The following is a 15385-nucleotide window of genomic DNA, read 5'->3' on the forward strand; positions in this document are numbered from 1 at the left end:
CCTCCATAGGAGGTGGTTTAAGGGTGACAACAAAAAGCCCTGCAATTGCAGGGCTTTTTTACGTCTGTGACGATCAGTTGTGGTTACTTTTTCTTGGCAGAGCCTGTGCTAACCCACTTGCCATCTTGGAAGTGTGCAGCCCAACCACTGGCTTTACCGTTGACTTCACTCGCAACGTATTGCTCTTTCGTCTTACGACTAAATTTCACTAAGGTTGGATTACCGTCATCATCTTTGACTGGCGCATCAGCTAAGTACTGATACTTAGGCCACAGTTGCTCACGATAGTTAACCAGCTCTTCCACCAGCGGCGCACGCGTCTCACGCGAACGCGGGAAGGTGCTGGCAGCCAAGAAAATGCCCGCCGCACCATCACGTAGCACAAAATAGGCGTCCGACTTAGTGCACTTCAGCTCAGGCAAATGAATAGGATCTTCTTTTGGTGGTGCCGCTTCACCATTTTTCAACAGCTTGCGGGTATTCTTACATTCGCTGTTGGTACAGCCAAAGTATTTACCAAAACGTCCGTTCTTCAGCTCCATATCGCTACCACAGCGGTCACACTCAATAACCGGACCATCGTAGCCTTTAATCTTGAACTGACCGACTTCGACCTCATAGCCATCGCATGATGGGTTGTTACCGCACACATGCAGCTTGCGCGTTTCGTCAATCAGATAGCTATCCATTGCGGTACCACATTTAGCACAGCGATGTTTTGCGCGTAGCGCATCTGTTTCGGCATCTTCTCCATCCGAAATCGCTTCTTCACCCGGCACCAAATTCATGGTGGTCTTGCAGCGTTCTTTTGGTGGCAATGCATAACCAGAGCATCCTAGGAATACGCCGGTAGAACCGGTGCGGATGCCCATTGGACGACCACAGGTTGGACAACTAATATCGGTTAACACCATCTGGTTCGGACGCATACCGCCCTCTTCCGGTGTCAGTTCAGCTTGTTCTAGCTGATGAGTAAACTCACCATAGAATTTATTGAGTACCTGCTTCCACTCCAACTCACCGTGAGCGACATCATCGAGCGTCTGCTCCATGTCAGCGGTAAAGTCATAGCTCATCAATTCACTGAAGTTTTCTAATAAGCGTTCACTGACAATTTCGCCCATTTTCTCCGCAAAAAAGCGACGGTTTTCTACCCGCACATAACCGCGGTCTTGAATGGTCGAAATAATAGCAGCGTACGTAGACGGACGTCCGATACCCCGTTTTTCCAACTCTTTAACCAAGGAGGCTTCGCTGTATCGCGCTGGCGGTTTGGTAAAGTGTTGTTTAGGCGTCAGCTCGTTCAAATCTAGTTTGTCACCCTGTTCAACAAATGGCAGCGTGACTTCATCTTCATTCTTTTTCTTGAGCGCAGGTTGTACACGGGTCCAACCATCAAACTTAAGTACACGTCCATTTGCACGCAGCTCATAATCCCCCGCGGTCACAGTAAGACGTGTTGCATCGTATTGTGCAGGCGTCATCTGACAGGCAACAAACTGGCGCCAGATAAGTTCATACAAACGCTGCGCATCACGCTCCATATCGGAGAGAGAGACGGCAGAAACTTGTACGTTTGATGGACGAATCGCTTCGTGCGCCTCTTGCGCATTTTCTTTATTGCCGTAACGCAGTGGAGCATCTGGCAAATACTTGTCACCAAACTCACTACCAATCATGGCGCGAACACTATCTAACGCCTCTTGGCTCAAGTTGGTGGAATCGGTACGCATGTAGGTGATGTGACCAGCTTCATAGAGGCGCTGCGCCAGCATCATGGTTTTTTTCACACCAAAACCGAGGCGCGTACTGGCAGCCTGTTGCAGCGTTGACGTAATAAACGGCGCACTCGGTTTACTTTGAGTGGCTTTGGTTTCTTTCGCTGCAACGACATAAGGCAGTTGTTGCAATTCAGCAACAGCCTTAAGCGCTTGTTGTTCGTTTTTCGGTTCAAAAGCTTCGCCATTGTAGCGAACCACTTCCATATCCAGCACACTGGTTGATGCTTGCAAGTTTGCATGCACATCCCAGAATTCTTCAGGTACGAATGCCTTAATTTCGGCTTCGCGTTCAACCACTAATCGAACAGCTACCGATTGCACCCGTCCTGCTGACAAGCCACGAGCAACCTTTTTCCACAACAGAGGTGACACCATGAAGCCTACAACCCGGTCAAGAAAACGCCGGGCTTGCTGTGCATTCACCATGTTGTTGTTCAGATCACCTGGGTGACTAAACGCGTCTTGAATGGCACTTTTGGTGATTTCATTAAATACAACCCGCTTAAAACGTTGCTCGTCACCACCAATCACCTGTTGCAGGTGCCAAGCAATCGCTTCTCCTTCGCGGTCCAAGTCCGTTGCGAGATAGATTTGGTCGGCAGATTCTGCCAGTGTTTTTAACTCTTTAACCACCTTTTCCTTTCCGGGGAGTACCTGGTAATTGGCTTTCCAGTCATGCTCAGGGTCAATACCCATTCGCGCGACGAGCGCTTTGCGCTCTTTTTGCTGTTTATACAATGCCTTTTCTTCAGGCGACATCTTACGCACATCAGCAGCGGAAACGCTTTTTCCATTGGACTCGGCAGAGGAAGAGGTTGGCAGATCTCGAATGTGCCCAACACTCGATTTAACGATAAATTCTTTACCAAGATATTTATTGATAGTCTTGGCTTTGGCCGGTGATTCGACAATAACTAGCGATTTTCCCATTATTCAGTGCGCCAAAATTCTCGGAAAGGTAAAATTTGCCACCATATATAGAGGGTTGTTGACCCAGTTTCAAGTCAATCCCACTTTTATGTATGACAGGAAGTCAATTTTTAAACACAGAAAAATATTCAAAAAAATAAAATTTCACATAAAAAAATTAATATTTCATTATTCAGCGGTGTGCAAGCAATAGTTATTCAATTTTGGCGCTGTCGCCAGTTTTCTGCACCAGAGCGTAGCTTGTCGGCGATAATTTCTTCCCTATACTGGAGGCCAATTTAACATGTTCTTAAATAATTAAGGGGACGAGATGAAACAGTTCGAAGCTAACTTCGACGGCCTAGTGGGACCCACTCACAATTATGCAGGTCTTTCCTTTGGCAATGTCGCCTCCAGCCAAAACGCTACAGCACCATCAAATCCCAAAGCGGCCGCCTTACAAGGATTGAAAAAGGCTAAAGCATTAGCGGACTTAGGATTAGTACAAGGCATCATTGCCCCTCAGGAGCGTCCTGACGTCTACACACTGCGTCAATTGGGTTTTTCGGGTACGGATGCCCAAGTATTAGAGAAAGCGGCTAAAACGTCGCCTCAGTGGCTACAAGCGTGTGCGAGTGCTTCCAGTATGTGGACCGCCAACGCAGCTACCGTGTCTCCAAGTGCCGATACTAGCGATGGAAAAGTCCACTTCACTCCGGCAAACCTCGTCGACAAGTTTCATCGTAGTATCGAAGCCGATACGACCAGCCGTATCTTGCAAGCCATGTTCTATGATAAACGCCACTTTAAACATCATGCTCCGTTGCCGATGCACGCCAATCTAGGTGATGAAGGCGCGGCAAACCATACACGCTTATGCCAGCAATATGATGAGTCTGGTGTGGAGATTTTTGTCTACGGTCAATCGGCATTAAACCCGTCGATGCCTAAACCGCAGAAATACCCTGCAAGACAAACTCTAGAAGCATCACAGGCAATTGCCCGTTTACATGGGGTCGATGATGATTGCAGTGTGTTTATTCAACAAAACCCACAAGTAATCGATCAAGGGGTATTTCACAACGACGTCATCGCTGTTGGCAACCAAAACGTATTGCTGTTTCACGAACAAGCGTTCTTTGATCGTGAAGCCAAATTGCAAGAGCTACAAAATAAGTTCGACGGTGAACTGCACTTGATAAAAGTTCCGAGCAGTAAAGTGTCCGTTGCTGATGCGGTGAAAACCTATCTCTTCAATACCCAAATTGTCACCTTACCTTCAGGTGAGATGGCCATTATCGCGCCGACAGATTGTGAGGAACATGTTGGCGTCAAAGCATATCTTGATGAATTAGTTGAACTTGGCACGCCTATCAAGCAAGTGCTGTATTTCGACGTTAAACAGAGTATGCAAAATGGTGGTGGACCAGCTTGCTTACGCTTGCGCGTTGCGATGAATGAGCAGGAACTTAATGCGGTGAACAGTCAGGTACTGTTGAATGATGAACGCTATCAAATATTAACCAAATGGGTTGAGCGTCATTATCGCGATCGGTTACTGCCACAAGATTTAGCTGATCCGCAACTATTGATGGAAACCCGCACAGCATTAGATGAGCTGACGCATATTTTAAAACTGGGCAGTATCTATCCGTTCCAGCGCTAATTAATTTATACACATAAAAAAGCCCGCAAAGCGGGCTTTTTTCATACTCAAATGGTTCTAGTAAATATTCACCGGAATACTCACAACATCACTAACGAGACCACCAGGAGAAGTCACAGTGACAATAAAGGTACCGGAGTCAGGCTGATCCGCGCCGCCTAAGGTAACGCTAAACTGTCTGCCACCGTTATGGTTGGAACTAGGCCATGTATAGCTCGCAGTGCTATCAACGCTACCAGCTGTGGTACTAAAGTTAACTACTGAACCTGCTGGCATCTGTTGGTTATGTACATCAGAGATCGTGAATTGCACGGTTGCAGTACCGGTACCATCAATATCAATAGAGCCACCCAGATTATCGCCATCTCTATCAATGATGCGGATATCAGAAGACGCTGTCGCATAGGCCTCACTACTCGCCATCACGATGACTAAGCTACCTCGTACATCAACAGATTTAGGGTGGCTAATACCATCAGCACAGCCAGCATGAGCCGGTGTGGCACATAAGACACCGTTGTAAACACCGTCATGCTCATCAAACACACCGTTAGTATTGAAATCGATCAGCTCTTCAAGAGATCCACCAGTCTGGCCACCGGCTTGCTGTGGGTTGAAAATGCCATCTTCGTTGTAATCGCCGAAGGCTTCATCAAGATCATATGGATTGCCAGACACATCGTTACCCGCAAACGCTGCCATTTCAGAGGGGTCGAAACGGCCATTACCGTTCAGATCAGGGAAAGACTCTTCACCTTGAGCGGTTGCTGTGATCGTTGCCCGTCCACCGAACTGCTGACCATAGAAGTTACCTCCGTCAACCAACTCAGCTCTTGGGTTACGCATAGCCCCCGTTGCTGGGTCGACCAAGGTTTGTCCTTCTGGACGCGGGTTTTGACTACGCCAAGCGACACTACAGGCACCATCTGTCGTAACACATGATGGTGCAATTGAGCCGCCTTCAGTGGTGAAGTACACAGCTGTTCCATCTGGAACCGGGTTGTTAAAGGCATCGGCTAAGCGTGCGGTCACCATCACTTGCGTACCATCAATATTCCACCCTTCAGCATTCAATATCTCTGCAGATAATGAGAATGAATCCTGATCTGGAATCCCAGTAGAAATCACCAAGTCATTTGATTGGGTTGAAATCACCGGATTCGAACCGTCAATGATGGCTGTAACTCTAACCGTGGTTGATACAGTGCCTGAATTAACCACTGTTTGCACAATACCAGAACTGTTGGTCGTTGCACTGGCAGGATCTAACGTTAAACCACCAGACGTAGAGTTGAGGCTGAACGAGACACCTTGGTTAGGTACCACATTACCATTGGTGTCGAGTACTCGGAATCTCAATGTAGAAGACTCATCAAGACCGGTCCCCTGAATGCCAATTTGTGTTGGTGTCGCGTCAACAAAGACGATGCTGCCTACATCAGCCGATAACACTTCCAAGCTACCAGAAGCTGTCAAGCTCCTGCCACCGACATCTGCCGTAACCGTAATGTTATCGGTCCCCACACATCCCTGGGCCAAATAGGTGCTGCTGGCAACACCATTGACGGTGGTGACTGGCGTGCTCAGTTGAGCGGTTCCTTGATTGGTACAGGTAGATGAGAACGCAACATCAACCGGATCGGTAAATAGATTACCTTCGTCATCACGTAATTCTACGCTGATAGTGGCTGTGCCACCGGCAGACAGGGTGGTTGCACTTACAGCTGCTTGCCCTGAAACGAAAGGAGAGCCGCTACCCATGTCTACGTTGGTAGCGCCAACGACAAAGACTCTATCGGCTGACTCGCCAGTAGCTAAGGTTGCTGTCGCAGTTCCGGCGCCGGGAATGCTACCCGCGTAAATATTGACGCTGGCAACACCGCTGCTGTCAGTAATCGCAGTCGCTATTGGTAAATCACCTATGGTGCTAGTAAACGTCACAATAACGGTTCTTGATACGCCTGTTACACGCGCCGTCAACACACCTGGAGTGGTCGCGCTGATAGTGTCAGTTGCATTGCCGCTAGCATCAGTTAAGTTAAGGGTAATTTGCGCTGAGCCACCGCTTGCACCGCCGTCACCTGCCATAGTGAAACCAACAGAATCAGATTCCCCTGAACTGATTGATGCGGTCACTTGCCCTGCTCCAGCAATGTTGGAGGTTGCCAATGTAACGGTCGCAATACCATCGGCGTTGGTAAGTGCCGTACCGATTGCGGGAACAAAGGTGCCCAGTTCGCTGTTATTGAGTTCAAATGTCACCAACTCTCCGGCTATTGGACCAGAAAGACTATTGCTTACCACTGCGGTCAGTGTTGCGGGAGAATCAGCAGCAATCGAGCTGTTAGAAATGGTTAAGGTTACTGTCGTGGTACCCGTTGGATTGGTTGTGCCGTTATCTGTGTTTTGATCCAAGTTGCCACCGCCACCGCAGGCAGAAAGCATCAAACACATAAACGCCCCTAAGAACTTAATTGCTGACCGCATTGTCAGCCTCCTTGTCATCTCGAGCCAATGAGAAAATTTGTTTCCGCTATAGCTTAGGTTATACAGAGTTTTCACACAATAATTACATACTTAACAGGTGCTGTTTTATTTTCTCAACAAAATTCTGTGGAGTTTGACAGTTCCCTCATTATCCCTTTCTTGCTAGGCTTAAGCGGCTTTGAAAATTAGAAAAATAACAGGAAGAAAAATGTCAGCGAAAAAAAGGAAGCTCGGTCTCACCGGTAAAATTCTGATCGCGATGGTGACAGGTTTTTTGTTTGGTTGGTTACTACGAGAATTAGCCCCCGATAGTCAATTCGTTAAAGATTACATCTCCGATGGTGTGTTGCATGTTGTCGGCACCATCTTTGTTAACTGTTTGAAAATGCTAGTAGTACCTTTGGTTTTTGTATCACTAGTATGTGGTACTTGCTCATTAAGCGACCCATCAAAATTGGGTAAACTCGGGGGTAAGACGTTAGCCTTTTATCTGTTCACTACTGCAATCGCGCTGACGGTTGCTATCAGCGCAGCAGTAATATTTCATCCAGGTGAAGGTGGACAATTAACCGCAAATTTAAGCTATGATGCAAAGGAAGCGCCAGGGCTAGCGGACGTATTAATCAGTATGGTGCCCACCAATCCGATTAAGGCAATGACTGACGGCAATATGCTGCAAATTATTATTTTCGCAGTGATTTTTGGTTTTGCCGTGTCACATATTGGTGAACGAGGCCGCCGCGTTGCCGCATTATTTGAAGATTTAAACGAAGTCATTATGAAAGTAGTGACCTTGGTGATGAGCCTGGCACCATATGGTGTGTTTGCACTTATTGCCAAGTTATCCTTGACGCTCGGCGTCGATAAACTCAAAGACGTCGCCATGTATTTTTTCTTGGTACTGGCAGTACTTATTTTCCACGGCGTCGTTGTTTATCCCGTGTTACTGAAACTCTTTTCTGGCCTGAACCCATTAATGTTCCTTCGTAAAATGCGTGATGTGCAATTATTTGCCTTCAGTACTGCGAGTTCGAATGCAACCTTGCCAGTCACCATGGAAACCGCTGAACACCGCATGGGGGTCAACAATCGTGTTGCCTCATTTACACTGCCGCTGGGCGCGACCATCAACATGGACGGTACCGCTATCATGCAAGGTGTCGCAACCGTATTTATTGCTCAGGTCTACAGCGTGCATCTCGGATTCGGTGACTATGTCAGTGTGGTCATCACTGCGACTCTGGCTTCTATTGGTACCGCGGGTGTACCAGGCGTTGGCTTAATTATGTTGGCGATGGTGCTGAAACAAGTGGGGCTACCTGTTGAAGGGATTGCAATGATCATCGGCGTAGATCGCTTACTTGATATGGTGCGTACCGCGGTTAACGTTACCGGGGATATGGTAGCGACTGTGATTGTGGGTAAATCAGAGAAAGATTTTAGTCTTGAGGTTTACAACGATTCCGAAGCGGGCAAAACCAAAGGATTAGAAGAACAGTTAAGTGAACCGTCAATCTAATCTGCATTAACACATAAAAACGGCGTCCGATTGGACGCCGTTTTTTATCTTTCCCAATAAGCCTCTTCGAGACTATCTTCACGCTCTGGCAAACCGCGAGATAGGCGCGGGCTATTTTGTGCTAACACTTCGTATGCAACACGGTTGGCATACTTACAAATTTGCGAGAATGAGGAGTAACATAAGCCGCCTTTACTGTGCTTAATCGACCCCGGCACATTGGTCTTATGAAAAGTATTAGCTGCGAGATCATGCAGCAGCGCCGCTAACGCGCCATCACCTGCGCCATTGGTATTGCGGATCTGCTCAGGTCCGCCCATATAAGGCGAAATGTGAGCGTAGACTTTAATCGGTGTGTCACAATCGCGACGACGTTTTGGGCGCGAAAACTCATAACGGTTAAACTCTGGAATCGCACCAGGCAACAACAGATGCGCCGTTTCGCGCTTCTCTGAATCTTCGGCGTAGCCCGCAGTGTAGAGTCCGGTCGCCCCCGCGGTAGTCAGCACCATATCGCACCACTCAAGCGTGGCTTCGCTGGCAAGCAATGGATCTTCCAATCCCGTCAGCGCCAATCCTTCTTCTTCATTCATTGCCAACACAGTGACATTATCGCGAATAAAATCACGCCAGAACTGCGGATCTTGTTCAATCAGAAAGCGGGTTCCTAACGTTAACACAACCGGCACATCGGCTTCGTTAGCATAACGAATGGCCGTCATAGCGGCTTCAGTGATGCCATCGCCGTTAGCTGCACGCATGAGATAGGCTGAAATCACCAAAGCTGAACTTCCCTGCACGAGCTCCTTATTAATGTACTCAGCATTCAGCTTATCCATCGCACCTTTGCTAATCGCAAAGGTACGTTCGCCATTTTCTGAAATCAAAGTAAAACAGCGCCCTAATGGGCCTTCGACTGGTTGCAGATGGTTTAGATCAACTTTTGAGGAGGTATCACATAGGTAGCGATAAGCATAACTACCCACTTCGATCTGGTGACTCATGACGCCGAACAGCACCGAACGATCATCCGCTAGGATTGAGTAATTATGGACAGTATTGCCGATGGTGCCACCAGCGTATTGACCACAAATCATGCCCAAACTTTTAAGTTCTTCGTAGAGCGCTTCCGCCATCGTTTCTTCTAACAGCGTGGAGTTACCCTTAGGCAGTTGATAGCGCGCTAAAAGCTCATCTTCGACTTTGGCTTCAATATCAACGAGGGTCTGATCAATACCACAAACCCAAGTCCCAGTGGGCTTAGGTTGCTGGATCAACTGCGCCAATAGCGGGTCGCGATTTTTGACAGGAAAATAGTGTTTGGACTTACGCTGTCCGGGGAATTTCATAACGGCATCTCATCGGCGCACTGCGAATATCGTCGTCTCAACGACGACAATATCCACGTCATACTCAAAGGCGGCAGATTCTACCACACCTTGCCATCGTTGCCAGCGCTGTGTTAACTCCACCCCTGAGCGTGTTGCAACGCCAGATCAGCCAAAAATGCCATATGATGTTCATCATCATTCAAGCAAGGTACAAAACGATAAGATTCACCACCGGCATGAAGGAAGGTCTCTTTACCACCGATAGAGATTTCCTCCAAGGTTTCCAGACAATCAGCCGCAAATGCGGGGCTGATGATATCGACCGATTTTACGCCTTGTTTTGGCAAACTCTCGAGCGTTTCATCAGTGTATGGCGTCAACCATGGCTCTTTACCAAAGCGCGATTGGAAACATACCATCCATTGTTCTGTAGTCAGAGCCAATTCTTGCGCAAGTAGTTCTGCGGTTTTATAGCAATGGTCACGATAAGGATCGCCTTCATTCACATAACGCTCAGGCACCCCATGGAATGACAACAACAGCTTTTGCGATTGTCCATGTTGCTGCCAGTGTTGCTTAACACTCTGAGCCAACGCAGCGATATAACCTTTTTTATCATGGTAATCACGCACGAAACGTAACTCTGGCAGATTGCGGCGAGACTTCAGCATCGCGGCTACACCGTCAACGACACTAGCAACGGTTGAACAGGAATATTGCGGATACAGCGGCAAGACGAGTACATTTTTTACGCCTTTGGCTTCCAGCGCTTTTAGACCACTATCCAGTGATGGTTCACCATAGCTCATGCCTAATTCGACCGGAATATCCAACCCAGTGCGACTCAACAACTGATTTTGCAAGGCCTGCTGCTGTTTACGGCTGATGACCATCAGTGGCGAGCCTTCTTGCCACCAAATCGACTGATACAGCTTAGCGACTTTGCCTGGACGAATATTCAAAATAATACCGTTGAGGATGCACCACCACAGTACCCGATTGACATCAACGACGCGGGGATCGCTTAAAAACTGCTTTAAAAAAGCGCGTACTGCCGTTTTAGTTGGTGCTGCTGGCGTACCAAGATTGACCAGCAAGACACCAAATGGAGGTTGGTTAGTTTGCACGTTTCGACATCCTGTTTTCGATTAATGCCGCTAAGTTATCAAAGCGTTAGTCATAAAAAAAGCCTGCGCATGCAGGCTTTTTCGATTATGAGAATCAACTCATTATGCCAAGGCAGAAACGATGGCTTCGCTTACAGCAGCTACGGCTTGGGTACCGTCAAACTTGCTGTATTTCACATCGTGGCTCTCAGCCATTTTGCCATAGTAAGCAACCAACGGCTCGGTTTGTTCATGATAAATGGTCAGACGTTTACGTACTGTGGTTTCTTCGTCATCTGGACGGATCACCAAGTCTTCGCCAGTCACATCGTCTTTACCTTCCACTTTTGGTGGATTAAATACCACGTGATATACGCGACCTGAACCTGGATGCACACGACGACCGCTCATACGCTTAACGATCTCTTCGTCTGGTACGTCAATTTCGATCACGTGATCGATGTTGATGCCGTTAGCCACCATTGCGTCTGCTTGCGGAATCGTACGCGGGAAACCGTCCAACAAGAAACCGTTGGCACAATCGTCTTGAGCAATACGCTCTTTTACTAAGCCGATAATCAGATCATCAGACACTAGTTGACCAGCATCCATGACTTTTTTGGCTTCCAGACCCAGGGGAGTGCCTGCTTTTACTGCAGCGCGCAGCATGTCACCAGTAGAAATTTGCGGAATACCGTACTTTTCCATGATGAATTGAGCTTGAGTGCCTTTACCGGCACCTGGGGCACCCAGAAGGATAATGCGCATACAAGAGTCCTCTTTTCGCATTGATTTACTTAATCAGGGGCGGAATCTTCGCATATTAGGCTGCAATTGAGAAGGCTTTGCGCTTCGACTTTAGCCGACAAAGCCGATTATTGCGTAAAGGTCAAATGCCACTAATCTATTACGCTTTGCAGCTCACACTGATGATTTTTTAACTGTGACTCAGCTCAATAAAGCAAGCTATAGAGCTTACGTCGATACTGGCTTGCCAGCGGATTGCCCTGCCCCAGCGCTGACATAATGGTCAGCAACTGCTGCTTGATGGCTCCTTCACCGGCGTTCAAATCCTTTTTCAGCGGTACAAAAAGTAGCTCTAAGGCCTCTTCATTACGCTGCGCTTGATGCAGTGCATTCGCCAATTTACCCAACACATCCACATTGGTCGGGTCCTGCTCAAACGCTTGCTGCAGGTTACGAATTTCGGGGGTGTCGGCCGCTTCTTCCGCCAGTGCAACCCGCGACATCAGTGACTCATATTCGCCGTGCTGATCTTCCAATTTCACAGTTGCCAGCAAGGTTTTAGCGGCTTCTACATCACCGTTAGTGAGCGCGATATCGGCGTAGGTTAGAGTCACTTCACCGTTCGGCTGTTCATCGTACGCTTCTTTAATCACTGGAAGCGCTGCTGTGGCTTGCTCATTGGCCAACAACTCTTTGGCTTGCTTGAGTTTCAACTCCCACATTGCAGGCAGATGCTTAGCCAACATTTCACGGATTTTGGGCTCTTCCAGATTACCAGCAAAGCCGTCGATTGGTTGGCCTTGGCTTAGCAGCAAAGTCGTCGGCAAGCTTTGAATACGGAAGTAAGACGCCAGCTCCATCTGCGCTTCGCAGTTAACTGACGCCAGTTGCAACATGCCTGGATAAGAGGCCGCAATTTGCTCCATCTGCGCCAAAAGCTGTTTGGTTTCAGGCATCTGCTCTGCCCAGAACACCATAGCCACCAGTTGTTCTTTGGAGATATCCACCAGCTGTTGAATGTTATCTCTGGTTAATTCCATTGCTGTCATAAAATTCGGTACCTATGCAGTGACTGACAAAAAGAAAAGGGCCATAAAGGCCCTCTTCGGCATGATTATTTGAGGCCGCTTAGCAGCATCTTGTTCATCAGACTGACAAACTTAGATGGATCTGACAAGCTGCCTTTTTCTGACAGCAGCGCTTGTTGCAGCAGCAGCTCACTCCACTCGGCAAAGGATTGCTCGTCTTGCAGCTCATTCAAACGTGCCACCAATGGATGGCTTGGGTTTACCTCAAAAATCGGTTTCACCTCTGGCACGGGTTGACCGGCGGCTTGCATCAGTTTAATCATCTGTGATGACATCTCACCTTCACCGACAACAACACACGCTGGCGTGTCAGTCAGACGCATCGTCACTTTCACGTCTTTCACCTTGTCACCCAAGGCATCTTTCACGCGTTTGATCAAATCTTCGGCTTCGTTAGCGATTTTTTCTTGTTCCGCTTTTTCCGCTTCATCTTCCAAATCGCCCAGCTCAAGATCACCACGGGTGACTGAATGCAGTTGCTTTTCTTTGTATTCAGTCAGGTGGCTGATCAGCCATTCGTCGATACGATCAGACAACAACAGTACTTCAATGCCTTTCTTACGCAGCAGCTCTAAGTGCGGGCTGTGCGCCGCAGCTTCGTAGCTATCCGCCACAATGTAGTAGATGTGTTTCTGGCCATCTTTCATGCGTTCAATGTAGTCGTCTAACGACACATTTTGCGTAGAAGCGTCATTATGTGTTGAAGCGAAACGCAGCAAGCCTGCCACACGTTCTTTGTTAGCAAAATCTTCCGCTGGGCCTTCTTTCAGCACTTGGCCGAATTCGGTCCAGAACTGTTGATATTTATCGCTGTCGTCTTTGGCCAGTTTTTCCAACATACCCAATACGCGTTTGGTTAAACCTGCACGCATAGATTGAGTCACTTTGTTGTCTTGCAGAATTTCACGCGAGACGTTCAGCGGCAGGTCATTAGAATCAATCAAACCTTTCACGAAGCGCAGGTACGATGGCATAAACTGCTCAGCGTCATCCATGATGAACACGCGTTGCACAAACAGTTTCAAACCGTGCTTGTAGTCGCGATTCCACAAATCCCATGGTGCTTTTGCCGGAATGTACAGCAAGCTAGTGTATTCGTGTTTACCTTCAACGCGGTTATGGCTCCAGTTCAGCGGATCGCCATAATCGTGCGAGATGTGACGATAGAACTCTTGATATTCTTCGTCGCTAATATCTGACTTATTGCGGTTCCACAGCGCGGTGGCTTTGTTCATCACCTTCCACGCACCTTCGGTGGCCGGGATTTTTTCACCGTCTTCGCCGTCACGCTCTGGCGTGCCCTCTTCCCACATCTCTACTGGCACAGAGATATGATCTGAGTATTTGGTAATGATTGAACGCAAACGCCAGTCATCAGCGAACTCTTTTTCATCATCACGCAGATGCAGTACGATTTCAGTACCCCGGTTTTCTTTGACGATGTCAGTCACAGTGAAGCTGCCTTCACCCTCTGATTCCCATTGCACCGCTTTATCAGCCGCTTCACCGGCAGCGCGGGTGCGTACTGTCACTTTGTCGGCCACGATAAAGGCAGAGTAGAAACCCACACCAAATTGACCAATCAGTTGTGAATCTCTTGCGGCATCACCAGACAGATTTTTGAAGAATTCAGCAGTACCAGATTTAGCGATGGTACCCAAGTGTTCGATAACGCCTTCGCGGGTCATACCCACGCCGTTATCCTCAATGGTGACTGTGCCTTTATCTTTATTGGCACTGACACGCACCCGCAACTCACCGTCACCTTCATACAAGGCATCGTTGGTCAACGCCAAATAACGCAGTTTATCGGCAGCATCGGCGGCGTTAGACACCAGCTCACGTAAGAAAATCTCTTTGTTGGAGTACAGAGAGTGGATCATCAAATGCAAAAGTTGTTTGACTTCAGTTTGAAAACCATGAGTTTCTTGTTGAGACATGAATTTCTTCCTTAGTTCATCCCGTTGGACAATCAAAAAAACACTGTAAAACCTGATTGAAAACTAAGATGGGGGCCGATATGCGCTTTTCAAGCTCCCAACGTGGTGAAACGTTCAAAAAGCCAACAATCAACAAACAAAAAGCCCCGCAAATGCGAGGCTTTAGTGATTCACAACATGATGAGTTTTATCGTTTACAGCTGAATGCGGCCATTAAAAGACAGCGCTAAAGTGGTGCTGTCGACATATTCGAGTTCACCACCAACAGGCACGCCATGCGCTATTCGACTCACCTTAACGTTATGACGACGCGCGATATCCGCAATATAGTGCGCAGTTGCGTCGCCTTCGACGGTTGGATTAGTCGCAAGGATCAATTCTAGGATATCACCCGTTTGCAGGTGCTGCTCCAATAAACTCAATCCGAGTTCTTCAGGACCAATCCCGTCTAACGGCGAAAGATGCCCAAGTAACACGAAATACCGGCCTGAAAAATGGCCACCGGCTTCAATGGCTAACACATCTGCCGGCGTTTCTACGACGCAGATAGTATCGGCTTGTCCACGTTTATTACTGGCGCAAATCGGGCACAAAGATTCTTCAGTGAAGGTGCGGCAACTTTGACAATGGCCTACGTCACTCATCGCCTTTGATAGTGCGTCCGCGAGCTTTAAGCCAGCTTTGCGTTCACGTTCCAACAACTGAAATGCCATGCGTTGCGCCGATTTCGGGCCAACGCCCGGCAAACAACGCAACGATTGGATCAGTTCGTCAACTAACGGACTAAATTTCATGCTGATAATCGTTGCTC

Annotated in this window: 10 protein-coding genes; 2 read left to right on the forward strand and 8 right to left on the reverse strand. The window is 47.9% G+C overall.

Annotation, left to right across the window (positions count from 1 at the left end; translation table 11 throughout):
• Nucleotides 1-83: 83 nt before the first annotated feature.
• The gene (gene topA, locus HR45_RS11605) at nucleotides 84-2711 is read right to left on the reverse strand and encodes a type I DNA topoisomerase (RefSeq protein ID WP_037443114.1); all 2628 of its coding nucleotides are present in this window, start codon (nucleotides 2709-2711) and stop codon (nucleotides 84-86) included.
• 310 nt (nucleotides 2712-3021) lie between these two features.
• Here topA and astB point away from each other — a divergent pair, with 310 nt between their 5' ends.
• Nucleotides 3022-4356, forward strand: coding sequence for an N-succinylarginine dihydrolase (gene astB, locus HR45_RS11610; RefSeq protein WP_037443116.1), 1335 nt, complete (start codon nucleotides 3022-3024; stop codon nucleotides 4354-4356).
• Between the two features lie 57 nt (nucleotides 4357-4413).
• On the opposite strand, the gene HR45_RS11615 is transcribed toward astB, so the two are convergent.
• Nucleotides 4414-6843, reverse strand: coding sequence for an Ig-like domain-containing protein (locus HR45_RS11615; RefSeq protein WP_037443117.1), 2430 nt, complete (start codon nucleotides 6841-6843; stop codon nucleotides 4414-4416).
• 208 nt (nucleotides 6844-7051) lie between these two features.
• Here HR45_RS11615 and HR45_RS11620 point away from each other — a divergent pair, with 208 nt between their 5' ends.
• Entirely contained in the window at nucleotides 7052-8362 is a 1311-nt protein-coding gene (locus HR45_RS11620; RefSeq protein ID WP_037443119.1) for a dicarboxylate/amino acid:cation symporter, read from the forward strand.
• A 44-nt stretch (nucleotides 8363-8406) separates the two neighbouring features.
• On the opposite strand, the gene HR45_RS11625 is transcribed toward HR45_RS11620, so the two are convergent.
• The 6 genes from HR45_RS11625 to recR all read right to left on the reverse strand — a co-directional run bounded on the left by HR45_RS11625 (nucleotide 8407) and on the right by recR (nucleotide 15368).
• Nucleotides 8407-9711, reverse strand: a complete 1305-nt coding sequence (locus HR45_RS11625) for an inosine/guanosine kinase (protein WP_037443121.1) — start codon at nucleotides 9709-9711, stop codon at nucleotides 8407-8409.
• Between the two features lie 113 nt (nucleotides 9712-9824).
• Nucleotides 9825-10820 carry a ferrochelatase gene (hemH, locus tag HR45_RS11630; RefSeq protein ID WP_037443123.1) on the reverse strand — a complete coding sequence of 332 codons (996 nt, stop codon included), beginning with the start codon at nucleotides 10818-10820 and terminating at the stop codon, nucleotides 9825-9827.
• Between the two features lie 102 nt (nucleotides 10821-10922).
• On the reverse strand, nucleotides 10923-11567 hold the full coding sequence (adk, locus tag HR45_RS11635) for an adenylate kinase (protein WP_037443125.1): 645 nt from the start codon (nucleotides 11565-11567) through the stop codon (nucleotides 10923-10925).
• Nucleotides 11568-11752: 185 nt separating this feature from the next.
• Nucleotides 11753-12586, reverse strand: a complete 834-nt coding sequence (locus tag HR45_RS11640; RefSeq protein ID WP_241461114.1) for a tetratricopeptide repeat protein — start codon at nucleotides 12584-12586, stop codon at nucleotides 11753-11755.
• A 74-nt stretch (nucleotides 12587-12660) separates the two neighbouring features.
• Entirely contained in the window at nucleotides 12661-14574 is a 1914-nt protein-coding gene (gene htpG, locus HR45_RS11645) for a molecular chaperone HtpG (RefSeq protein ID WP_037443129.1), read from the reverse strand.
• A 194-nt stretch (nucleotides 14575-14768) separates the two neighbouring features.
• Complete coding sequence (recR, locus tag HR45_RS11650) at nucleotides 14769-15368, reverse strand: recombination mediator RecR (RefSeq protein ID WP_037443131.1); 600 nt, start codon at nucleotides 15366-15368, stop codon at nucleotides 14769-14771.
• Between the last annotated feature and the right edge of the window lie 17 nt (nucleotides 15369-15385).

The organism is Shewanella mangrovi (genome assembly GCF_000753795.1).
Classification (GTDB): Bacteria; Pseudomonadota; Gammaproteobacteria; order Enterobacterales; family Shewanellaceae; genus Shewanella; species Shewanella mangrovi.

Bases quoted from the DNA above. Each gene is read 5' to 3' on its own strand.
- HR45_RS11640 (WP_241461114.1), bottom strand. From the start codon at position 12,586: ATGGAATTAACCAGAGATAACATTCAACAGCTGGTGGATATCTCCAAA.
- htpG (WP_037443129.1), bottom strand. From the start codon at position 14,574: ATGTCTCAACAAGAAACTCATGGTTTTCAAACTGAAGTCAAACAACTT.
- HR45_RS11615 (WP_037443117.1), bottom strand. From the start codon at position 6,843: ATGCGGTCAGCAATTAAGTTCTTAGGGGCGTTTATGTGTTTGATGCTT.
- topA (WP_037443114.1), bottom strand. From the start codon at position 2,711: ATGGGAAAATCGCTAGTTATTGTCGAATCACCGGCCAAAGCCAAGACT.
- adk (WP_037443125.1), bottom strand. From the start codon at position 11,567: ATGCGCATTATCCTTCTGGGTGCCCCAGGTGCCGGTAAAGGCACTCAA.
- HR45_RS11620 (WP_037443119.1), top strand. From the start codon at position 7,052: ATGTCAGCGAAAAAAAGGAAGCTCGGTCTCACCGGTAAAATTCTGATC.
- astB (WP_037443116.1), top strand. From the start codon at position 3,022: ATGAAACAGTTCGAAGCTAACTTCGACGGCCTAGTGGGACCCACTCAC.
- HR45_RS11625 (WP_037443121.1), bottom strand. From the start codon at position 9,711: ATGAAATTCCCCGGACAGCGTAAGTCCAAACACTATTTTCCTGTCAAA.
- recR (WP_037443131.1), bottom strand. From the start codon at position 15,368: ATGAAATTTAGTCCGTTAGTTGACGAACTGATCCAATCGTTGCGTTGT.